A 21,442-nucleotide genomic window follows, 5' to 3' on the forward strand; every position below is an offset into this window, starting at 1 on the left:
CCCCTTACGCTCGGTCTCCCATCTGGTCGTGAACCCTCTCACGTTCAGTTACCACACGGGAGCGCTGTGCCAAAAACGCAAGATCCGTTCGGCGCTCTGCGCGCGGATTGCGCCAACTGCCACGCGCTGTGCTGTCGGGTACCCGCGTTCTCCGCCTCCACGGACTTCGCCATCGACAAGCCCGCGGGCCGCGCCTGCCCCAACCTGCTCGCCGACCACCGCTGCGGCATCCACGACCAGCTCCGCCCCAAGGGCTTCGTGGGCTGCACGGTCTACGACTGCTTCGGCGCGGGCCAGAAAGTCACCCGGGTCGCGCCGGACGCCGCCCAGACCCTGTTCCCGGTGATGCGCGACCTGCACGAACTGCTCTGGTACCTCGCCGAGGCCCGCGGGATCGCCGCCGCCGCACCGCTGCGCGCGGACCTCGACCGCGCGCTCGCCGAGACCGAGGCGCTCACCGACTCGGGCGTGGCCGTGCTGAGGACCCTTGACGTTCCCGCGCATCGGCACAAGGTCAACGCCTTGCTGCTCAAGGTGAGCGAGCGCGCCCGTGCGGGCAGCCGGGGCAAGGACCACCGCGGCGCGAACCTGATGGGCGCCCGGTTCCGCCGAGCGGACCTGCGGGGTGCGAGCCTGCGCGGTGCCTACCTGATCGGCGCGGACCTACGAGAGGCCGACCTGCGCGGCGCGGACGTCATCGGCGCGGATCTACGCGGCTCCGACCTCAGAGGCGCGAACCTCACCGGCGCCCTGTTCCTCATCCAGTCACAGGTGGACTCCGCGCGCGGCGACAAGACGACCAAGCTGCCTACGACCTTGTCCCACCCGCGGCACTGGTGACTACGGGGCGAACCTCTTAGGCCCGACCAACGCGGCAGCGCCGATCAGCACGTAGCCGACAACGGGGCCGAAGGCACCCACGCTCAGGTTGTCGAGACCATCGGCCAGGTCGGCCACCGCGGCCACGTGCACGCCCGACAGTGCCAACAGGATCAGGCCGGCGACCCGCCGGAACATGCTCACCGCGGTCTTCACCACGAAGATGACCACGACGGCCACCCCGACCGCGGCCACGGCCACCACCACGTCCCGGGTGCTGAAGTCCTGCTCGACGCCGAACAGGCCGGTCATCGGGCCCACGCCGAAGCGCAGCAGCAGGAACCCCACCCCGAGCAGCACCAGACCGGCCCACACGACCTTCATCGCGACCGACTCGAGCACCGCGGAGAACGACAGCAGCACGCCCAGCACGACCAGCGGGTAGCTGAACAGCACCACGTACCAGTCGCCGAAGCCGTGCGGCTGGCCGTCCGACAGGTCACCCACCAGGCTGACCAGCGACTTCGGGTCACCGCCGTGCGCGATCCACGGCAGCAGCGTCAGGCTCAGCAGCTGCACCAGCGATCCCACGATGGCCAGCACCAACCCGACACCCGGGATCCGGCGCGGCCCGGACGATCGCGACGGTGGCGCTGCCTGCCGCTGCGGGGCCTGAGCGGGCCGCTGCGCTGGTTGCGCTGCCTGCCGCTGCTGGGGTTGAGCGGACGGTCGTTGCCCACCGGCCGGGCGACCACCCTGGTCGTACCGGGGCTGGTCATAACCGGGCTGCTCGTACCCCTGCTGTCCGTACTCTGGCTGTCCATAGTCTGGCTGCCCATAGTCTGGCTGCCCATACCCGCCTTGCTGGTACCCGCCCTGCTGGGGGTGGGGCTGGTCCTGCTGACCGGGCCGGTACGGGCCGCCGCCCAGGGGCGGACCGTAGCCACCCTGGTTCGGGAACCGGGGGTCGTGTGGCGGCGGTTGCGACATGAGCGAACCGTACAGTCAGGACCGCTCGAAAACAGCTGTCCCCGAGGTGTCGATCCGCGACATAGCCGTTCGTGTAAGAGGTGCGGGTAGTCGAACCCGCCAGAAACCGGACACGCCGTGGTCCAGACCCGGAGGAGCCGACATGACGCAGTACCTGCTCAGCATCCAGCAGCCCGATGGCGACCCGCCGCCGCCCGAGGTCCTCGACCCGATCATGCGCGACCTCGCGGCGTTCAACGCGGACCTCCGGGCCGCCGGGGCCTGGGTGTTCAACGCGGGCCTGCACCCGGCGCACACCGCGACCGTCCTGCACCCGAAGGACGGCGACGTCCTGGTCACCGACGGACCCTACGCGGAGGGCCGCGAGCACGTCGGCGGGTTCTGGGTCATCGAGGCGTCCGACCTCGACGCGGCGCTGGCATGGGGTCGCAAGGCGGCGCTGGCGGTGACGTTGCCGATCGAGGTCCGGCCCGTGGCAGGCGAGTGAGCGTCGAGCAGGTCTTCGCCCGGGAGTACGGGCGGGCGGTGGCCGTGCTGACCCGCGTCCTCGGCGACATCGACCTCGCCGAGGACGCGGTCCAGGACGCCTTCACCCAGGCCCTGCGCACCTGGCCGGAGCGGGGCGTGCCGCCGAGCCCGGCCGGGTGGATCATCACCACCGCCCGCAACCGGGCCATCGACCGGCTGCGCCGCGAGGCCGACCGCGACGACCGGCACGCCCAGGCCGCCCTGCTGCACGCCACGACCGAACCAGCGCAGGAGGGGCCCGTGCGCGACGACCGACTGCGGATGGTCTTCACCTGCTGCCACCCGGCTCTTGCCCGACCTGCGCAGGTAGCGCTAACGCTGCGGCTGCTCGGTGGGCTCACCACAGCCGAGATCGCCCGCGCGTTCCTGGTCCCCGAGCCGACCATGGCCCAGCGGCTGGTCCGGGCCAAGGGGAAGATCCGCGCCGCGCGCATCCCGTACCGCGTCCCCGCTGACGCCGACCTCCCGGAGCGCCTGCGGTCGGTGCTCGCCGTGGTCTACCTGGTGTTCACCGAGGGCCACGCCCGCCGCCGCGCCGACCTGTGCGACGAGGCCGTCCGGCTGGCCCGGCTGCTGGTGGAGCTGATGCCCGACGAGCCGGAGGCGCTCGGACTGCTGGCGCTGGTGCTGCTCACCGACGCCCGTCGCGCCGCTCGGGTGGACGACGCGGGGGCGCTGGTGCCGCTGACCGAGCAGGACCACGCCAGATGGCACCACGTGATGATCGCGGAGGGCCATGACCTCGTCCGACGCTGCCTCCGCATCGGCCTGCCCGGGCCGTACCAGATCCAGGCCGCGATCCACGCTGTCCACACCGACCCGCCCACTGACTGGCCCCAGGTCGTGGCGCTCTACGACCAGCTCCTCGCGATAGCTCCGACGCCAGTCGTCAGGCTCAACCGTGCGGTAGCGGTCGCCGAGGTGTTCGGTGCCGGCGAGGCTCTCGCGTTGGTCGAGGAACTGGATCTGGACGGCTACCCGGTCTTCCACGCGGTAAGAGCAGATCTCCTGCGGCGACTGCATCGCGTGCCGGAGGCGGCTGCCGAGTACACCCGCGCGATAGAGCTGACTCCGGACGACATCGAGCAGGCCCACCTGCGTCGCGTGCGGGATGCCCTGGGTTGACCAGGTGGCGCGGTGGCGGCGGTCGCACGGCATGATTCGGGAGTGCCATCGCCGCTGCGTGCCGTCTCCGCCACCCGGTATGTGACCCCGCTGCGTGAGGGCGGATCGCTGCCGGGGCTGGTGGAGGCCGACGACCTGGGCATGTACGTGCTCAAGTTCCGCGGCGCGGGCCAGGGCCTCAAGGCGTTGGTGGCCGAGGTCGTGGTGGGGGAGTTGGCGCGCGCGTTGGGCCTACCTGTGCCGGAGATCGTGCTCATCGACCTCGACCCGGAGCTGGGTAGGGCGGAACCGGACGAAGAGGTGCAGCAACTGCTGCGCGTCAGCGGTGGCCGCAACCTCGGCCTGGACTACCTACCCGGCTCGTTCGACTTCACGCCGCTGGTCCGCGACCCCGGACCTGACCTCGCCGCGCGGGTCCTTTGGCTGGACGGTCTGGTTCTCAACGTCGACCGCAGTTGGCGCAACCCGAACCTCTTGCTCTGGCACCGCGAGGTATGGCTCATCGACCACGGTGCCTCTCTCTACTTCCACCACCGGTTCGCCGAGGGGTGGCAGCCCGCGTCGACCTACCGGTACGACGCGGCCGACCACGTCATGCTCCCGGTGGCGGGCTCGGTCACCGAGGTCGACGCGGAACTGGGGCCCAAGGTGCCGGCCTTGCTCGACGACGTCCTCGCGCTGGTCCCCGACGACTGGCTCGACGACGTGTTCGGCGCACCCGACCGGACCAGGGCGGCCTACCGGGCGTACTTCGAGGCGAGGCTGGCGGACGCGCCGCGCTGGGTCAGTGAGTTGGAGGCGGCTCGTGTCGCACGTGTTTGAGTACGCGCTGCTGCGGGCCATCCCCAGACAGGACCGCGGCGAGGCCATGAACGTCGGCGTTCTGCTCTACTGCGCCGACTTGGCCTACCTGCGGTGCCGCACCCACGTCGACCCCGACCGCCTGCGCGCCCTAGACCCCGACCTGGACGTCGACACCCTCGCGGCCGCGCTGACCCTCTTGTGCGGTGCGTGCGACGGTAGCGACAAGCGCACGCCGGTCACCGGTATCTCGCTCGGGCAGCGCTTCCGCTGGCTCACCGCACCCCGCAGCACCCTCGTGCAGACCTCACCGACCCACACCGGCCTCACCACCGACCCCGACGCGGACCTGGAACGCCTGTACCAACGACTGGTGCTCCCCGTAGGGGCCTAGTGCTGTTGCGTGGGCCTAGCGGGACTGGGACGCCGTGCGTCCGAACGGGACGGTGGCGTCCACGAACGCGCGCCCACGGGACCACTCGGACCGGTGCGTGCCCCTGGTCGCGATCGCCCACAGGACGTCCTCCGCGCAGGAGATGTCCACGTCGTCGTCGGTGAAGACGATCAGCTCGCCGTGCTGGTGGTGCTCGAACACCCGGCGCGCGATCTCGGGGAGCCGGTGGTCATCGTCGGGGCACCGCTTGTGCACGGAGATCACCAGCAGCGGGGTGCCGCCCGCCGGGCTGTGGTGGACGTCGGTGACCAGGTCGTCGCCGAGCGCGTGCGCCACGGACAGCGCGCCCGCCAGGCCCAGCACGACCGAGCGCTCCCGGCCCGTCTCCAGCAACGCGTGGTAGGTCGGGTCGGGCCGGGTCGTCATCGCCGTCACCGTGAGCACCGGGTGGCCGCCGTGCACCGTGTCGTCGAGGTAGCCCTCCAACACGATCTCCGAGTCCGCCAGGATGGTGGCGCTGACACCCGCGGACAGAGCCAGAGGCGCCCCTGCGAGCGCACCGGCCATGGCGGGCCTACCTGCCGGCCATAGCGGCGACGCGAGTGTGGCCGCCACCATCGCCGCAGGTGGTGGACCCAGGTTCACCGACACCGCGAGCCGCTCCCCGGCAGCCATCGCATCCGCGTGTAGAGCGAGCAGCCCGTCCTCTTGCCCTACCCAGAGCATCAGGTGCGTCTTGTCCAACACCACCATGCGGTGCGCCGACATCGAGGTGACCCCGCACTGGTTCGCATAGACGACCCCCATCGTGATGCTGGGCTTGGCGTTGCGGCACGGGAGTACCGGCAACACGTTCAGGTCTACCTCGGGCCACCGCTCTCTCGGGCGCATGACGTACACAGGTGGCGCTGCCGCCCTGGCCAGTACGGCGACAGACTCGTGGTTCGCCCGGTCGGGCAAGCCAGGTAGGCAAGACCGCACACGGTTGACGTCACCGTAGAACCCCAGCGTCACCGGGATCAGTGAGTCCGGTACCCGGTATCGGACCACCATCTCCGACCGCGACGACAGCTTCGCGGGGACACCGGTGGACCGCTCGGTGAAGTCAGCCGCGATCTCGTGCCGCTCGAACACCCGACCCGCCAGCCGGTGCTCCTCCAACGGCACCTTGCGCACCGCGGCACGCAAGGACAACGCGGTCGGTTCGTCGGCAAGAGGGGACCGCGGCGCGGGGATCCCCGTCACCTCGGCGCCACAGTGAGCCGGGACAACCAGGTCGCGGGGTCAGGGGAGCGCAAGAGGACCGTTCCGACCAACACCGCCACGAACCCTGCGCGCACCAACCTCGCGGCCTGTGCAGGATGGTCGATACCGCTAGCGCTAACCGGCGCCAGACAGCCAGTGGCCCGGATGGCGGGCAACAGGCGTTCGCTGCGACTCAGGTCTGCCGGACCCCGTTCGTGAACCTGGATGTCCTTGTTGTTCACCGCGATCACGCACTCGTTCGCGTGCGGCACAGCATTGACCTCGGCCTCGTTCACCACCTCGACGAACGGAGTCAGCCCTAACACCAACGCCTTGTCGACCAGCGTGGCCAGTACCCGCTGCGGCAACAACGCCGCAGTTAGCAGTACCGCGGCCGCACCGAGTTCGCGTGCCTGGATCAGTTGAGCCTCTCTCGTCAGGAAGTCCTTTTGTAAGACCGGCAACCCGCTTCGCGCGGTCACGTCGGACAGCAGTCGCAGGTCACCGCCGAACCACCGGCCCGTCACCACCGACAGGCACCCCACCCCGGCGGCCTCGTAGGACGCCGCGATCGCCACCGGCGACCGCTCACCCACCAGCGACACCCCGTCCGCGGCCCGGACCTTCACCTCCGGGATCACCGGGATCGCCGCGCCCACCACCGCGTGGATGAACCTGCTCATCGCCGCCACCCGGCCGCCACGGTGCCCCTACCGTCAGACATCCGGTAGCTCCGCCAGCGCGGCGGTCATCTTGTCCGCCTCGAACCGCCCGTCCCGCAGGGTGCCCGACAGGTAGTCCTCGTAGGCGCCCAGGTCGAAGTGCCCGTGCCCGGACAACCCGAACAGGATCGTCCGGCTGACGCCTTCCTCGCGGCACCGCAACGCCTCCCGGATCGCGACCTCGACCGCGTGGGTGGACTCCGGCGCGGGCACGATCCCCTCGGTGCGCGCGAACCGAACCCCCGCCGCGAAACACGCCGTTTGCGCTACCGCCACCGGGTCGATCAATCCCTGCGCCACCGCCTCGCTCACTAGAGGCGCCATGCCGTGGTACCTCAACCCGCCGGCTTGCAGCGGCGGCGGGATGAAGCCGTGCCCCAGGGTGTACATCCGCAGCAGTGGGGTGAATCCGGCTGTGTCGCCGAAGTCGTAGGCGAGCGTGCCCTGCGTCATCGATGGGCACGACGCGGGCTCGGCAGCGATCACGTGAACCGGCCGACCACCGCTCAGTTGCGCCCCGAGGAACGGGAAGGCCAACCCGCCGAGGTTGCTCCCGCCGCCCGCGCACCCCACAACCACGTCCGGGTAGTCATCCGCCATGGCGAACTGCACGATCGCCTCTTGGCCGATGACGGTCTGGTGCAGCAACACGTGGTTGAGGACGCTGCCACCCGCGTAGTTCGTGGTCGGGTCGTTCGCCGCGATCTCCACCGCCTCCGAGGCGGCGATACCGAGACTGCCGGGGGAGTCGGGGTCCCTGGCCAGAATCGCCCTACCGGTCTCGGTCTCGGTACTAGGACTCGCCACGCACCGCGCACCGTAGGTCTGCATCAACATCTGGCGGTAGGGCTTCTGGTCGAAGCTGAGCCGAACCATGTAGACGCTGATATCCAGGCCGAACAGCGCGCCCGCAAGAGCCAACGACGACCCCCACTGGCCCGCTCCCGTCTCCGTGGCCAGCTTCGTGATCCCGGCCTGCTTGTTGTAGTACGCCTGGGCGATGGCCGTGTTGGGCTTGTGGCTGCCGGTAGGACTAACGCCTTCGTACTTGTAGTAGATCCGCGCGGGCGTGCCCAATGACCGTTCCAGCCCGCGCGCACGGATCAGTGGGGAAGGCCGCCACCGCGCGTAGATCTGACGCACCGGCTCAGGTATCTCCACCTCCCGATCCAGCGTCAACTCCTGCCTGGCCAACTCCTCCGGCACGATCGCCAACAGGTCATCGGAGGTGATGGCCCTACCCGAGGCAGGGTGTCGAGGCGGGGCCAGGTCGGGCAAGTCGGCGGCGAGGTTGTACCAGGCGCGCGGGATGTCCGCCGCGCTGAGCGAGAACCGCACACGGTCGTTCATCGGACGGCTCCAAGGTGTCGGTCGGTACCGCCCAGCTTGCGCGACCGCGAGCCGCGACACAGGCCCACCGGTGCCCTCCCTCCGCTCGCCGCGCCGACCCGGGCGCGGTATCCACAGTGGACGAACCGGCGCGGGAGCGCGTCAGGCTGCCCAAGCTAGGGCCGGGGCGCGGGTGGGGCATGGGTGCGGGCTACCCAGATTCGCCCGGGCCCGCGACGCCGAGCGCCACCGCGTCCCCCGGTCAGGTGTCGCCCAGCTGGGCGGAACGCCGGAATGGGCGTGGTTTCCACCCAGGACCCGAATGGTCCGACCACTGCCGAGGGTACCGGGGTACCACCCCGTTGACGGCCCGGTACGATTCGGGGGACAACCCCGCGGAACCGCGCGACGGAGGAACCCCCAGTGGCGTCCAAGCCAGCCCCGCAGCAAGTCCCGGTCGAGGAAGCCCTGCCCGAGAAGGGGATGCGGGCGCACGCCAAGCGCAACCACGAGAAGCTGCGCGCCGCCGCCGGGATCGTGGTCGCCGAACAGGGCGCCGACGCCTCCCTCGAGGAGATCTCCCGCCGCGCGGGCCTCGGCTCGGCCACCCTCTACCGGCACTACCCGACCCGGATCATCCTGCTCGACATCGTCTTCCACGACCGGGTCGAGGCGCTGGTCGCCGAGACCACGCCGCTGCCGACCGCCGCCGACCCCGGCGACGCCCTGGTCACCTGGCTGCGCACCCTGGTCCGGCACTTCACCGCCCACCTCGGGCTGGCCAAGTTCCTCGCCATGGCCGAGGCCGCCGAGGACCTCACCAGCCCGCACGCCCAGGTCCGCGAGATCGGCAAGAAGGTGCTCGGCCGCGCGCAGAAGGCGAAGGCGGTCAACCCCGACGCCACGCTCGCCGACCTGCTGCGCCTGGTGAACGCGATCGTCGCGGCCGCGGAACGCGAACCGGCGACCGTCACCCGACTCCTGGAACTCGCCATCACCGGTGTCCGCGCCTAGGTCCTTGGCGCCAGGCCGAGAGCCGTCCTCTTAGACCAACAGGGCCTCTTAGACCACCGGGGTCGAGTCGGTGACCGGCCCGTGCCGCTGCAGGTCCGCCCACGCGCCCGCCAGCCTGCGCACCAGCTCGGTGATCACCTCGATCGGGAAGGTGAACGGCACCCGGATGTGGTTGTCGTGCGCGCCGGTCGGATCCGTCGCCGAGCCGGGCACCGCCTCCACCCCGTGCCGCAGCGCCACCTGCGCGAAGATCTGCGCGCTGGTGTCGGGCAGCTCCACCCACAGCGCCGACCCGCCGTCCGGGGTCTGCCACCGCCAGCTCGGCAGCTGCTCGGCCAGCAGCGCCCTGGTGTGGTCGAGCCGGGCCCGCATGGTGGCCGCGCGGGTCGCGGTGATCTCCTCCAACCGCGGCAGCAACCGGGCCGTCAGCGCCTGGTCGAGCACCGGGCTGCCCAGGTCGGCGCGCACCTTGTAGCGGGCGAGCCTGGTCACGATCGCCGACGGTCCGCGGACCCAGCCGATGCGCAGCCCGCCCCACACGGACTTGGCCACCGAGCCGACGCTCAGGATCTCGGCGTTGCCCCTGGCGAACGCGCCGATCGGCGGCGGCGCGGCACCGGTGCGGCCGTGGAAGCCGCTGTAGGCGTTGTCCTCCAACACCGGCACGTTGTACCGGGCGGCCAGTTCGGCGACCCGTCTTCGGCGCGCGGCCGACATCATCCGCCCGGTCGGGTTGTGGAAGGTCGGCATCAGGTAGGTCAGCACCGGCCGCTCCTCGGCGAACACCGCGGCCAGCCGGTCCGCCCGCACGCCCTCGTCGTCGAGCGGCACCCCGACCAGCCGCGCCCCGGCCGCCCGGAACACGTCCAGGCACCCCGGCCAGCTCGGCGACTCCACCACGACGGTGCTGCCCGGCCGCAGGTACATCTGCGCGACCAGCCCGATGACCTGCTGCGCGCCGGTGGTGATGAGCACCTCGTCGGCCTCGGTGGGCAGGCCGACCGCGGTGTAGTGCTCGGCGACGGCGGCCCGCAGCGGCGGGTAGCCCCTCGGGTGGTAGCCGACGTCGGTCATCAGCTCGGTCAGCTCGCCGCCCTCGGCCAGGTCCCGGTACACCTCGGCCAGTTCCGGCGCCGCGGGCTCGATGGCCATCGCCAGCGAGATGATCGGGCCGGGGCCGTCGGCCAGCCGCTGGAAGATCGAGGTCGCCCGGCCGCCGGGCACCCGCCCGTGCGCGCCGTTGACCCTGGGGCGCGCGCTCACCCGGGTGCCGCTGCCGCGGACGCTGTCGACAAGGCCCTTGCCGCGCAGTTCGTCGTAGGCGGCGACCACGGTGGCCCTGCTGACGGTGAGCAGCTTCGCCAGGTCGCGCTCGGAGGGCAGGCGCTCGCCCGCGGGCAGGTCGCCGACCTCGATGCCCTTGGCCACCGCCCCCGCCAGCTTGCGGTAGAGCGGGCCACCGGCGGTCGTCCAGTCACCGAGCAGCTCGACCAGGCTGTGCGCGTCGGAGAGGCGGTCCATGATCATCAAGGTACCGGTCCGGGGCGGTTCGACACCGGTCCACTTCGGGCTGTATTGGACTGGTCCTGGGGTGGATGGCGGAAACCGGCCGATCCGCGGGCGATCGGGCGTTCCCGCTGGAGATCACGGGTGTCGTGGGGCGGATCGGCGAGTTGGCAGCGGGGATCCGGACGCCGGTCCACGGGGGTCGCGGCGGACCCCGGATCGCGTCGTCGAGACCGGGCTGAGATGATCGACGCCGTGCCGAACCCGACCCCGAGTCCCGCACCCCGACCGCCCGCGCCCAGCCCGGTACAGCACGCGGCCACCGTCCGGTTCGCCCCGGTGGTCACTGCCGCACCGGTGATCCCCACCCAGCAGGTGCCGCCGCAGAGAGTGCCACCGCGCCAGTCGACCGTGGACCTGTTCACGCCTCAGCGGGACCTGTTCACCCCTGTCGTGCCCTCCGACGCTGACGTTCCCCTTGACGGTGTCGTCGCACCCCCCGCGAGCGTTTCACCCTCCAGCCCCGTTCCCGTCGTCGGCTCCGTACTCGCTCCTAGTCCTGTGCCGGTCGCTCCCAGCCCGGTGCAGGTCACGCCGCCGCCCGCGCCTGTTGAGCCTGCCTCGATCGTTGACGCTGAACCGCCTGTAGCTCCGGCAGCGGCCAGCGCGACGGGTGAGCAGAAGCCGTTGCTGCGCCGGGTAGTGCGCCGGATCATCGGGCCGAGCCTGTTGCAGCGCCGGGACTGACCGGTCAGGGTTGGCGGGGCGTTCACCGCCACGGACGGTGGATGCACGCCTGTTGAACGTTGCCCGAACAGGTCTATCGCCCCCTCGTTCGACGATCTACTTTCAGCCGGCAATGTCGGTCGAGATCTGTGAACGAAGAGGAGTTGACGTGCGCTCACGTCCGCGACGTCTCCTCGGCGGACTGGTGGTGACCACGCTGGCGGCCTCCGTCGTCGCCGTGGTGACCGGTCAGTCCGCCGCGGCTGTCGGGTTCGCGCCGGGGAACATCGTGGTGGCCAGGGTGGGGACCGGTGACGGCGCGCTGAGCAGTGCGGCCACGGCGGTCTTCCTCGACGAGTTCACCCCGTCCGGCACCCTGGTGCAGTCGGTGCCGCTGCCCACCGCCCCGGGGCCGGGCAAGCGCCTGACCCTGAGCGGCTCGGCCACCTCGGAGGGCGCCCTCGCCCGCTCCGCGGACGGCCGCTACCTGACCATCGCGGGCTACGACGCCGACCCGGGCACGGCGGGCGTGGCGGGCACCACCTCGGCCGCGGTCAACCGGGTCGTCGCCCGTGTCGACGGCTCCGGCGCGGTCGACACCACCACGACCGTCACCGACACCTTCAGCGCCAACAACGTCCGCGGTGCGGTTACCGACGACGGTTCGCGTTTCTGGGTCGTTGGCGCCAACGGCGGCGTTCGCCTGGCAGCTCTCGGATCCACCGGCGCGTCCACGCAGATCAACTCCGCAGCGCCCACCAACATCCGCGCGACTGTTATCGCGGGCGGGCAGCTCTACATCAGCACGGGTAGCGGTACCACCGGCGTCTACTCCGTCGGCACCGGCTTCCCTTCCACTGGCGGACAGACCCCGGCGCTGACCGTTCCCGCCCCGAGCCCGTACGCCTTGGCCGCGCTGGACCGCGACCCGGCCGTCCCGGGTGTCGACACCATCTATGTCGCGGACGACTCCACGACCGGTGGCATCCTCAAGTTCTCCAGCGACGGCACCGCGTGGACCGCGCGCGGCTCGTTCCGCCCGGCCAACAGCGCCGTGCGCGGCATCACCGGTGAGGTCACCGGCTCCGGCGTGACCCTCTTCGCCACGACCACGAACAACGTGCTGGTCAAGGTCGACGACACCGCCGCCGCGGCCGCACCCATCGCCGCCACGTCCACCACGCTGCGCACCGCTGCCGCGAACACGGTCCTGCGCGGCGTCGCGCTCGCCCCGGCCGCCTCGACCTCGGCGCCCGCGATCACCGCGGAGCCCCAGGACGCGTCTGTCGCCTCTGGCGCTACCGCGACCCTTAGCGTCACCGCCTCGGGTACGGGCCCGCTGAGCTACCAGTGGTACGCCGGTGCCTCCGGCAACACGGCCAACCCCGTCAGTGGCGCCACCGCCGCGTCATTCACGACGCCCGCGCTGACCGAGACCGCCACCTACTGGGTTCGCGTGACCGGCCCCGGCGGCCAGGTCGACAGCCGCACCGCCACCGTGTCCGTCGCGGGCACCGTGAACACCCCGCCGACCATCACCGGCACCCAGGAGTTGGCGCTGACTGCCGCCGACCCGGACAACCCGCCCGCCGTCCGCACCGTGACCGTTGGCGACGCCGAGACCCCGTCGAGCGGGCTGACCGTGACCGTCACCAGCAGTGACCCGGCCATCGTGACCGGTGGCGCTACCGGCAGCGGCGATGTCCGCACCCTCACCTTCGCTCCCGCCGCCGTGGGCCGCGCGACGCTGACCGTCACCGTTTCCGATGGTGCCGCCACCGCGTCGACGACCCTGCCTGTCGCCGTTTCCGCTGCCCTGCCCGCGGGCCAGCGCAGCTACTACGGCGCCGCCGACGCGAGCACCGCCATCGACCTCGGTGGTGGCGCCATGGTCGTGTCCGACGACGAGACCAACGTGCTGCGCGTCTACGACCGCGAGCACTCCCGTTACCCCGCGCAGGCGTTCGACGTCCGCGCCGCCGGTCTCGCGCTGCGCGACACCGACGTGACCCGTGAGATCGACATCGAGGCCTCGGCCCGCGCCGGCGACACGATCTTCTGGATCGGCTCGCAGGGCCAGAACTCCTCGGCCAAGACCCGCCTCAACCGCCAGGAGCTGTTCACCACCACGGTGACCGGCACCGGGACCGGCGCGTCCCTCGCCCTCGGCGGCAGCTACCAGACCCTGCGCGACGACCTCATCGCGTGGGACCGCGCCAACGGCGACACCCTGGGCATCGCCGCCGCCGCGACCCGCGCCCCCGAGGGCGACGGCGCGGGCGGCCCCACCGGCGTCAACATCGAGGGCGCCGAGTTCGCCGCTGACGGCACCACGCTGCTGCTGGCCTTCCGCGGCCCGCTCACCAGCGACGGCAAGGCCATCGTCGTGCCGGTGACCAACGCCGCCGCGCTCGTCACCGCCAACCCGACCACCGGTGTCACCGCCTCGTTCGGCCAGGCCCTGCGCTGGGACCTCGGCGGGCGCGGCATCCGGGAGATCCGCCGCAACGCCGCGAACCAGTACCTGCTCATCGCGGGACCGTCCGACGCGGGCACCGGCGCTGCCGGGGAGTACAAGTTCTTCACCTGGGACGGCGACGTCACCCACCAGCCGCAGCCGCGCGCGGGCTCGCTCGACGCGTTCAGCCCGGTCGGCAAGCCCGAGGTCATCGTCGATGTCCCGAACCCGCTCACGGACACCGCCACAGTGCAGGTCCTGACCGACGACGGTGACACTGTCTTCTACGGTGACGGCACCATCGCCAAGGAACTGCCGCAGTGGCAGCGCAAGGCAGTGGGCGCCACCGTCGCCGTTGGCGCCGGTCCCGCTTGCTCCACTCCGGTCATCACCATCGGTTCGGTCCAGGGCACGACTGACATCACGCCCAAGGCAGGACAGACCGTCACTGTTCGCGGAACCGTCGTCGGTGACTACGAAGGCGCACAGCCCGCTCTGCGCGGCTTCTACCTCCAGGACAGCGGAGACGGTGACCCCGCCACCTCCGATGGCGTCTTCGTCTTCGACAACGGCGCCAACCTCGTCGCCAACGGCGACGTGGTGCAGGTGACCGGTGTCGCCTCCGAGTTCCAGGGGCAGACGCAGATCACCGCCGCCACCACCGGCGTGCAGCGCTGCGGCACCCAGGCCGTGGTCACCCCGACCGCGGTGACACTCCCGCTGCCCAGCGCCACCGACCTGGAGCGCGTCGAGGGCATGCTGGTGAAGGTCGCGCAGACCCTCACCGTCACCGAGCACTTCCAGCTCGGCCGGTTCGGCCAGGTCGTGGTGTCCTCCGGTGGTCGGCTCCAGCAGCCCACCTCGGTCATCCGGGCCACCGACCAGGCCGCCGTCGCCGCCAAGCAGGCCGAGAACAACCTCAACCGGCTGATCATCGACGACGCGACCAACGGCCAGAACCCCGACCCGATCGTCTTCGGCCGGGGCGGTCAGCCGCTGTCGGCGCAGAACACCCTGCGCGGCGGCGACTCGGTCACCGCGCCGATCGGTGTCCTCACATACACCTGGGCGGGCAACGCGGCCAGCGGTAACGCCTACCGGCTCCGTCCCATCGGCGCGCTCGGTGGCACTGCCGTGTTCGACGCGGCCAACCAGCGTCCGACCGCGCGCCCTGACACGGGTAACGCCACCCTGCACGTCGCGGGCGCGAACCTGCTGAACTTCTTCAACACCTACACCGGCTGCAAGCTCGGCACCCAGGGCGCGGTCACCGACTGCCGCGGCGCGGGCGACGACACCGAGTACCAGCGCCAGCTCGCCAAGGAGGTCGCCGCGATCCGCTCGCTGGACGCCGACGTCACCGGGGTCATGGAGCTGGAGAACGACGGCTACGGCCGGGGCAGCGCCATCCAGGCGCTGGTCGGCGCGCTCAACGCCGCCGAGGGTGCCGCCGTCTGGTCGTACGTGGACGCGGACGCGGCGACCGGAGTGGTCGACGTGGCCGGGACCGACGCGATCAAGGTGGCGCTGCTCTACCGCGCCGACCGGGTGAGCCCGGTCGCGGGCACCACCGCCGTCGACCAGAACGCGGTCTTCGAGCGGCGTCCGGTGGCGCAGACCTTCGCCACCGCCGACGGCGCCCGGTTCACCGTGGTGGCCAACCACTTCAAGTCCAAGGGCTCCTGCCCGACCAGCGGTCCCGACACCGACCAGGGTGACGGGCAGAGCTGCTGGAACGTCCGCCGGACCGCGCAGGCGACCGAGCTGGCCCGGTGGCTGCGGGAGACCGTGGTCCCGGCTGCGGGCGACGAGGACGTCCTGATCGTCGGTGACCTCAACTCTTACGCCGGTGAGGACCCGATCGCGGTTCTGGAGCAGGCCGGTTACGTCAACCTGGCCAAGGCCTACGGTGGCGCTGACGCGTACTCCTACGTGTTCGACGGCCAGTGGGGCTACCTGGACCACGCCCTCGCGTCGCGGTCGCTGGTCCCTCAGGTCACCGGCGCGGGCGAGGCGCACACCAACGCCGACGAGCCTTCGGTGCTCGACTACAACACCGACTTCAAGACGGCGGCGCAGATCGAGTCCCTCTATGCGCCGGACCGGTTCCGCACCAGCGACCACGACCCGGTCCTTGTCGGTATCCGGCCCGGTAGTGCTGCCGCGATCACTGGCACTCCTACCCCGGCCACTGTCGGTGAGGCCTACACCTTCGGCTTCTCCCTCAGCAGCCCCGCTGTGGTGTCGCTTGCTTCCGGCACCTTGCCCGCTGGGCTGTTCCTGAGCGAGGAAGGTGTCATCAGCGGTACGCCTACCGAGGCAGGCGAGCGGACCTTCACCGTTCGCGCTACCAACAGCTACGGCTCCACTGAGGCTGTTGCGACCATCCGCGTCGCGAAGGGTGCTAGCGCTACCGCATTGACCGCGACGCCTAACCCGGTCGCTGTTGGTGCCGAGGTGACGCTGTCGGCTCGTGTCAGCGGTGGCGTTGCCGCTGCTGGCTCGGTGACCTTCCGCGATGGCACCACGGTTCTCGGGCAGGCCCCGGTTGCCGATGGGGTTGCCGTCCTGAAGGTGACGACGCTGCCTGCTGGCTCTCGCGCTGTCACAGCCTCTTACTCGGGCTCGGACGCGCTGGAGCCTTCGACGGCCGCGGTAACGGTGTCGGTGCTCGCGCCGGTCTCCGTGGAGGGGACCTTGGCGGATGGCCGGGTCGGTTCGCCCTACACGGGCGCGTTGACCATCACGGGCTCGCCGCAGACCGTTAGCGCTACCGGCCTTCCGCAGGGCTTGTCCCTCGGCCAGGACGGTCGCGTCACGGGTACCCCTGCGGCCGCGGGCACCTTCACGGTGACGGTTACCGCTACCAACACGGTGTCGTCGGTGACGAAGACGTTCCAGCTGAAGGTCCTCGCCGCCGCCACCACGACCACCGTCGCCGGTGACCCCAACCCGTCGGTGATCGGCGGCCAGGTCCGCTTCACCGCCCGGGTGACGGGCCCGGCGGGCACGACCCCGACCGGCACGGTCCAGTTCGTCGTGGACGGCCGCCCGTCCGGCTCCCCGGTCGCGCTCGTGGGCGGTACCGCCACCAGCGCCCCGGTGTCGGCACTGACCATCGGCCAACACCAGGTCCGCGCCGACTACAGCGGCTCGCCGTCGTTCACCGCCAGCGCGGGCACCACCACCCAGGTGGTCCAGATCGGCGTCAAGTTCCTCGCCCCCACCGGCCCGGTCCGCGCGGGCGACATCATCCCGATCCGCTTCCAACTCCTCGACGCCAACGGCACCCCGATCCCGCCCCTGGCCTCAGCCCTGCTGATGCTCAGCGGCCGAATCTCCGTGTCGGTCGACGGCGTGCAGCAGCTACGCCCCACCGCCCCGCTGTACGACCCGTTCAGCGACTCCTTCGTGGTCCTGTGGAAGACCGCCAAACGCCCCACCGGCGCCACCACGGCCACCGTGTCCATCACCTACCCCGACGCCCCCGTCCAGCGGGTCTCCACCAGGATCACCCTGAGCTGACCCCACCAGTCCGATGGGGCGCACCCGGCGCGGGGTGCGCCCCATCGGCGTTTCTTGACCCAGACAAGCCCTAACAGGTCTCTAAGCCCGCCCGCGTCACCTAAGCCTGAACATGCGCGCACCCGGCCACCCCTGAGGGTGACCGGGTGCGTGGGTGGGATGGCCTACCAGGTGGAGTTGATCAGGCCGGTGCCCAGGTAGATCTGGTCGAACAGGTTGCCGTCGTTGTCGTCGGTGTAGGTGAGGGTGATCTGGCCGAAGGGGCTGACGGCGAGGGCGGGTTCGGTTTGGGTGCCGGTGATGACCGTGTGGACCCGGAGGCGGGGGAGGCGGCCGGTGGTGGTGCCGTTGGGGTTGAGGCCTTGGGCGTAGATGTCGGCGGCGTCGGTCCAGGTGACCACGACGGCGAGTTGGTCGTCGATGCCGATCTGGGGGTCGGTGCCGGGGAGGAGGGTCTCGGCGGCGGCGCGGGGGGTGCCGGTGGCGGTGAACGACCTGGCGGCGTTCTGGGTGTCGGACTGCCACGCGATGGCGAAGTCGCCGTTGAAGTTGGCGGCGACGGAGGGGCGGCGCTGTTGGCCCGCGGTGGTCGTGTTGGCCACGCCCTGGGCGAGCTTCACGCCACCGGCAGGGGTGACGATCTTGCGGCCGATGTTGAACGAGCCGTTGGCGTCGCCGTCCTCGTCCCAGGCGACGATGGCGTTGCCCGCGGCGCCCATCGCGACGTCCGGGCGCTGGTGGGTGCCGCCCGCGTTGTTGACCTGCACCTCGTAGGTCTTGGACGTGACCGAGGCGAAGCCGGACAGGCGGACCGTCTCGGCCGCGGTGCCCTGCTTGTCCTCGAAGGCGACGGCGAACGCCGGGCCATCCGGGTCGGCCGCGACCGAGGGGTTGAGCTGCTGGCCGTCAGCGCTGGCGTTCGCGATAGCAGAACCCGTGACAGTGCCCGCTGTGTTCACTACGCGCACGGCGATGTTGTAGTACCCGTTGGCATCCGGGTCCTCCGACCACACCACCACAGCACTACCGTCCTCATGCAACGCGACATCCGGCTGCACGTGACGCCAGTTGCCCGTCCCGCCCGCGGACAGCTTCTTCTCGTATAGCGACACACCATCCCGGTACAGGCGAAGGAAGATCTCGCTGTGGACCGCGTCGGTCGGGTTGGTGTCATCGCGGTCGTCTTCCCAGACGACCGCGGTGTAACCGGTTCGGACAGTGGCAACGGCCGAGTTGTCCTGGTCCCCGGTCGCGACCGAGTTCGCGGTGACCCACGTGACGTCGGCCGGGGTGGTGCCGTCGGCGAGCGCGTTGCCCGCGAACAGGATCGAACAGACGGCGGTAGCGCCCGCCACGACTAGTGCACGCATGGTTCTCCTGTTCACGGCGCCTGCAGGCCGGGGGTGCCTGCCTGGATCACGTAGCTCTGCGCGGTCTTGATGGGGTAATCGCGCACCGTTACCTTGTCCAGCACGCGGAAGTCGACGGTCATCTGCGCCGGTGTGGTCACCGTGCGGACGTACCCGCGCTGGTTCTTGTAGAACTTCACGTGCGGGTTGAGGCTCGACGTGCCCGTCTCGGCCGCGTTGCCGTCACCGCTGGAGGTGACAGACGTGGTGACCAGCTCAGTGCCGATCACCTTGTTCTGCGTGGCGTAGTTGTCCATGATGTTCGACGCCCAGTGGCGGTGCACGTCACCAGTGAGCACTACCGGCGTGTTGCCGCGTGCCTGCCAACCGGCCTGGATGCGCCCCCTGTTGGCGGTATAGCCGTCCCACGAGTCCATGCTCTTGGACCCATCGGCCGCCGCGAGCTTCTGCGCGAAGAACACCTGCTGCCCGAGGAAGTCCCACGTGCCGAGCCGCTGCCCCAGGCCGTCGAGCAGCCAGGACTCCTGCGCCGCGCCGGTCAGCGTGCGGCCGGGGTCGTCCGCGGCCGGGCACAGCTTCGTGCCGTCGCCGCAGGCCTGGTCGTCGCGGTACTGGCGGGTGTCGAGCATGTGGAACGTCGCCAGGCTGCCCCACCGCAGGCGTCGGTACAGCTGCAGGTTCGACCCGGAAGGTGCCTGCGCGGACCGCAGCGGCATGTGCTCGTAGTACGCCTTGTACGCCGCTGCTCGCCGGGCCGCGAAGTCACCACCGGCGGGGGAGTTGTCCGCGCGCACCAGGTTCGCGTAGTTGTTCTCCACCTCGTGGTCGTCCCACACCACCAACCACGGCGCGGCGGCGTGCGCGGCCTGTAGGTCCACGTCGCGCTTGTAGAGCGCGTGCCGCACCCGGTAGTTGGCCAGGCTGGTGATCTCCCCGGACGGTTGGTGCGTACGCACCCCCGAGCCCGCGCCGCCCTCGTAGATGTAGTCGCCCAGGTGCAGGATCAGGTCCGGGTTCTCCTCGGCCATCCTGCGGTACGCGGTGAAGTACCCGGCCTCGTAGTGCGAGCACGAGGTGAACAGCATCGTCAGCGCCGGGGACGACCCCACCGCGGGTGCCGTGCGCGCCCTGCCGACCTGCGAGATGTGCCCTAGCGCCCGGAACCGGTACCAGTACTCGCGGCCCGGCTGGAGCCCTGTCAGCGTCACGTGCACGCTGTGCGCCCACGCCTGGGTGGCGGCGACCGTGCCGGACGCGGCGATCTGGGTGAAGTTGGCATCCGTGGCGACCTGCCACTCCACGGCGGCGTCCGCGCTCGTCATGCCCCCGAGCCCATCGGCGTTGAGCGGGCTGGGCGCCAACCGGGTCCAGATGACGAAACCGTCCGCGGCAGGCTCACCGGACGCCACGCCCAGAGTGAACGGGTACGCCACCGCGGTGGCCGCGGTCGAACCCGCCAGCACCACCCCCGCGCTGGCAAGACCACCGATGAGGAAGGTCCTTCGTTGCAGAGTCATACGTTCGTTCCTACGACGCCCCCACTGTGGGAACCAGCCCCCGCACCTGATGTTCACGAGATCCCCGACCAGCGGTCCGGTATCCCGTCGTGGACCGTACGGGTGCCGGCACTATCGAACAATGGCTATAGGGGGTGTGCTCCGCAACCGCAACGCATCGCTCTACCTCGGCGCGGTAGTGATATCCAGCTTCGGCAGCGGCGCGATGCTGCTCGTCGCCGGCGTGTGGGTGATGACTCTTACCGACAACAGCGCTCTAGCAGCACTCTGACGGTGTTGGTCTGGGCGCCGACGCTGGCAGGTCCGGTCATCGGTGCCGCGATCGACAAGGTCGGTCGCCACCGTGCCGCACTCATCGGCATCATGCTCACGACCGGCGCGCTGGTGCTGAGCCTGATGGCGGTGCGCTCGGCAGGCTGGTTGTGGCTGATCTTCACGGTGATGCTGGTCTACGGCATCGCCTACGTCGCTGTCTTCGCCGCCGAGTCCGCGCTTCTGCCGACAGCGATACCGGCGGACCTGCTCGGTGACGTCAACGGGATGCGGATGGCAGCGGCGGAGAGCACCAAACTGACCGCGCCTCTGGTCGGCGCCGCGTTGTTCACGGCATGGGGTGGGGGAGCGGTAGCCGCGCTCGACGCCGCGACCTTCGGCTTGGCCGCTGTTCTCTTCTACTTCCTGAGGCCCGTGCCAGCACCCAGACCGGTGTCCCGAGAGCGGACCAAGGTACGTGACGGTTTGCGCTACCTCGCCTCTATGCCGTCTCTTCGCGGAGTCGTCGTCTCCGCAGGTGTTGCGCTTGCCTTGGCCGGCTTGGCGGGAGCGATGACGTTCGCGCTGGTCGACGAAGGCCTGGGCTTCGCACCCGCGTTCGTCGGTGTCCTCGCGGCGATACAAGGCGCAGGATCAGTGGTCTCCGGTCTCTTGTCAGGAGCCGCTTTACGCCGGATCTCCCCACTCGGGTTCGCTGCCATCGGGCTCGCCCTGTTCGCGGTCGGTGTGTTGTTGCGGATGACGAGCCTCTTGCCTCTAGTACTCGTCGGTACCGTCTTGGCCGGGATCGGCTTGCCCGCGCCCTTGGTGGCGGCGAGCACGGTCGTGCAGACCGACAGCCCACCTGAGCTCATCGCCGGGATCACCGGCACCGTGCAGCTGGTCATTTACGCGCCGAACGCGCTCGCCCAGGCGCTCGGTGCGGCGTTGGTCGCTGTCGTCGATTTCCGGGTTCCGCTGGGGGTTGTCGGTGTCCTGGGTCTCGGAGCCGCCGGTAGGGCGGCGTGGACCGTCCTGGGCAGCCGGAAAGGCCGTTCGCTCGTGGGTGGGGGGAGTTCCTAGCCCGGGTGGCCGAACTCCGCGCGTCGGCCCCAACGCCG

The 21,442-nt window shown here is 70.7% G+C and carries 17 protein-coding genes; 10 read left to right on the forward strand and 7 right to left on the reverse strand.

Features of this window, described 5'->3' with window-relative positions:
- Positions 1 to 66: 66 nt before the first annotated feature.
- Positions 67 to 840, forward strand: coding sequence for a pentapeptide repeat-containing protein (locus BMY07_RS00895; RefSeq protein ID WP_245782113.1), 774 nt, complete (start codon positions 67 to 69; stop codon positions 838 to 840).
- Here the strand turns inward: BMY07_RS00895 and BMY07_RS00900 are convergent, their stop codons facing one another.
- Positions 841 to 1,422: a hypothetical protein gene (locus tag BMY07_RS00900; protein ID WP_092774456.1), complete on the reverse strand. Its 582-nt coding sequence runs from the start codon at positions 1,420 to 1,422 to the stop codon at positions 841 to 843. It abuts the gene before it with no gap.
- Positions 1,423 to 1,951: 529 nt separating this feature from the next.
- Between BMY07_RS00900 and BMY07_RS00905 the strand changes: the two genes are divergently transcribed.
- Genes BMY07_RS00905 through BMY07_RS00920 form a run of 4 tightly spaced genes read left to right on the forward strand, consistent with a single transcriptional unit; the run spans position 1,952 to position 4,657 of the window.
- Positions 1,952 to 2,296 carry a YciI family protein gene (locus BMY07_RS00905; protein ID WP_092774913.1) on the forward strand — a complete coding sequence of 115 codons (345 nt, stop codon included), beginning with the start codon at positions 1,952 to 1,954 and terminating at the stop codon, positions 2,294 to 2,296.
- A complete protein-coding gene (locus BMY07_RS00910) occupies positions 2,293 to 3,462 on the forward strand; it encodes an RNA polymerase sigma factor (RefSeq protein WP_245782114.1) in 1,170 nt (389 codons plus the stop codon). The genes BMY07_RS00905 and BMY07_RS00910 overlap by 4 nt, the downstream gene beginning before the upstream one ends.
- Before the next feature lie 42 nt (positions 3,463 to 3,504).
- Positions 3,505 to 4,284, forward strand: a complete 780-nt coding sequence (locus tag BMY07_RS00915) for a HipA family kinase (protein WP_092774458.1) — start codon at positions 3,505 to 3,507, stop codon at positions 4,282 to 4,284.
- Positions 4,268 to 4,657, forward strand: a complete 390-nt coding sequence (locus BMY07_RS00920; protein ID WP_092774459.1) for a DUF3037 domain-containing protein — start codon at positions 4,268 to 4,270, stop codon at positions 4,655 to 4,657. Before BMY07_RS00915 ends, BMY07_RS00920 begins: the two co-directional genes overlap by 17 nt.
- 15 nt (positions 4,658 to 4,672) lie before the next feature.
- Here the strand turns inward: BMY07_RS00920 and BMY07_RS00925 are convergent, their stop codons facing one another.
- From BMY07_RS00925 to BMY07_RS00935, 3 genes are read right to left on the reverse strand one after another with little or no spacing between them, the layout of a single operon-like run.
- Complete coding sequence (locus tag BMY07_RS00925; RefSeq protein ID WP_092774460.1) at positions 4,673 to 5,902, reverse strand: UbiD family decarboxylase; 1,230 nt, start codon at positions 5,900 to 5,902, stop codon at positions 4,673 to 4,675.
- Complete coding sequence (locus BMY07_RS00930) at positions 5,899 to 6,585, reverse strand: beta/alpha barrel domain-containing protein (protein WP_092774461.1); 687 nt, start codon at positions 6,583 to 6,585, stop codon at positions 5,899 to 5,901. Before BMY07_RS00930 ends, BMY07_RS00925 begins: the two co-directional genes overlap by 4 nt.
- A gap of 33 nt (positions 6,586 to 6,618) precedes the next feature.
- Complete coding sequence (locus tag BMY07_RS00935; RefSeq protein WP_092774462.1) at positions 6,619 to 7,974, reverse strand: TrpB-like pyridoxal phosphate-dependent enzyme; 1,356 nt, start codon at positions 7,972 to 7,974, stop codon at positions 6,619 to 6,621.
- 402 nt (positions 7,975 to 8,376) lie between these two features.
- Here BMY07_RS00935 and BMY07_RS00940 point away from each other — a divergent pair, with 402 nt between their 5' ends.
- Positions 8,377 to 8,967: a TetR/AcrR family transcriptional regulator gene (locus BMY07_RS00940; RefSeq protein WP_092774463.1), complete on the forward strand. Its 591-nt coding sequence runs from the start codon at positions 8,377 to 8,379 to the stop codon at positions 8,965 to 8,967.
- A gap of 48 nt (positions 8,968 to 9,015) precedes the next feature.
- Here BMY07_RS00940 and BMY07_RS00945 read toward each other — a convergent pair whose 3' ends face one another.
- A complete protein-coding gene (locus BMY07_RS00945; protein WP_092774914.1) occupies positions 9,016 to 10,488 on the reverse strand; it encodes an aminotransferase-like domain-containing protein in 1,473 nt (490 codons plus the stop codon).
- 240 nt (positions 10,489 to 10,728) lie between these two features.
- On the opposite strand from BMY07_RS00945, the gene BMY07_RS33330 reads away from it, so the two are divergent.
- Positions 10,729 to 11,220, forward strand: coding sequence for a hypothetical protein (locus BMY07_RS33330; protein WP_143073293.1), 492 nt, complete (start codon positions 10,729 to 10,731; stop codon positions 11,218 to 11,220).
- A gap of 148 nt (positions 11,221 to 11,368) precedes the next feature.
- Positions 11,369 to 17,182 carry an ExeM/NucH family extracellular endonuclease gene (locus BMY07_RS00950; RefSeq protein WP_092774464.1) on the forward strand — a complete coding sequence of 1,938 codons (5,814 nt, stop codon included), beginning with the start codon at positions 11,369 to 11,371 and terminating at the stop codon, positions 17,180 to 17,182.
- 164 nt (positions 17,183 to 17,346) lie between these two features.
- Here BMY07_RS00950 and BMY07_RS00955 read toward each other — a convergent pair whose 3' ends face one another.
- Together BMY07_RS00955 and BMY07_RS00960 are read right to left on the reverse strand one after the other, a co-directional pair.
- Positions 17,347 to 18,552 (reverse strand): hypothetical protein, encoded by a 1,206-nt coding sequence (locus BMY07_RS00955; RefSeq protein WP_092774465.1) that lies wholly within the window; start codon positions 18,550 to 18,552, stop codon positions 17,347 to 17,349.
- A gap of 11 nt (positions 18,553 to 18,563) precedes the next feature.
- Positions 18,564 to 20,069, reverse strand: a complete 1,506-nt coding sequence (locus tag BMY07_RS00960; protein WP_092774466.1) for an alkaline phosphatase D family protein — start codon at positions 20,067 to 20,069, stop codon at positions 18,564 to 18,566.
- A 121-nt stretch (positions 20,070 to 20,190) separates the two neighbouring features.
- Between BMY07_RS00960 and BMY07_RS34025 the strand changes: the two genes are divergently transcribed.
- Positions 20,191 to 20,340, forward strand: a complete 150-nt coding sequence (locus tag BMY07_RS34025) for a hypothetical protein (protein ID WP_177215368.1) — start codon at positions 20,191 to 20,193, stop codon at positions 20,338 to 20,340.
- A 5-nt stretch (positions 20,341 to 20,345) separates the two neighbouring features.
- On the forward strand, positions 20,346 to 21,404 hold the full coding sequence (locus BMY07_RS00965; protein ID WP_177215369.1) for an MFS transporter: 1,059 nt from the start codon (positions 20,346 to 20,348) through the stop codon (positions 21,402 to 21,404).
- The last annotated feature ends 38 nt before the right edge of the window (positions 21,405 to 21,442 follow it).

Origin of the sequence: Actinokineospora terrae (genome assembly GCF_900111175.1) — a bacterium.
Taxonomy (GTDB): domain Bacteria; phylum Actinomycetota; class Actinomycetes; order Mycobacteriales; family Pseudonocardiaceae; genus Actinokineospora; species Actinokineospora terrae.

Coding starts and splice junctions, on each gene's coding strand:
- BMY07_RS34025 (WP_177215368.1), top strand. CDS start 20,191: ATGGCTATAGGGGGTGTGCTCCGCAACCGCAACGCATCGCTCTACCTC.
- BMY07_RS00935 (WP_092774462.1), bottom strand. CDS start 7,974: ATGAACGACCGTGTGCGGTTCTCGCTCAGCGCGGCGGACATCCCGCGC.
- BMY07_RS00960 (WP_092774466.1), bottom strand. CDS start 20,069: ATGACTCTGCAACGAAGGACCTTCCTCATCGGTGGTCTTGCCAGCGCG.
- BMY07_RS00955 (WP_092774465.1), bottom strand. CDS start 18,552: ATGCGTGCACTAGTCGTGGCGGGCGCTACCGCCGTCTGTTCGATCCTG.
- BMY07_RS00905 (WP_092774913.1), top strand. CDS start 1,952: ATGACGCAGTACCTGCTCAGCATCCAGCAGCCCGATGGCGACCCGCCG.
- BMY07_RS00930 (WP_092774461.1), bottom strand. CDS start 6,585: ATGAGCAGGTTCATCCACGCGGTGGTGGGCGCGGCGATCCCGGTGATC.
- BMY07_RS00945 (WP_092774914.1), bottom strand. CDS start 10,488: ATGGACCGCCTCTCCGACGCGCACAGCCTGGTCGAGCTGCTCGGTGAC.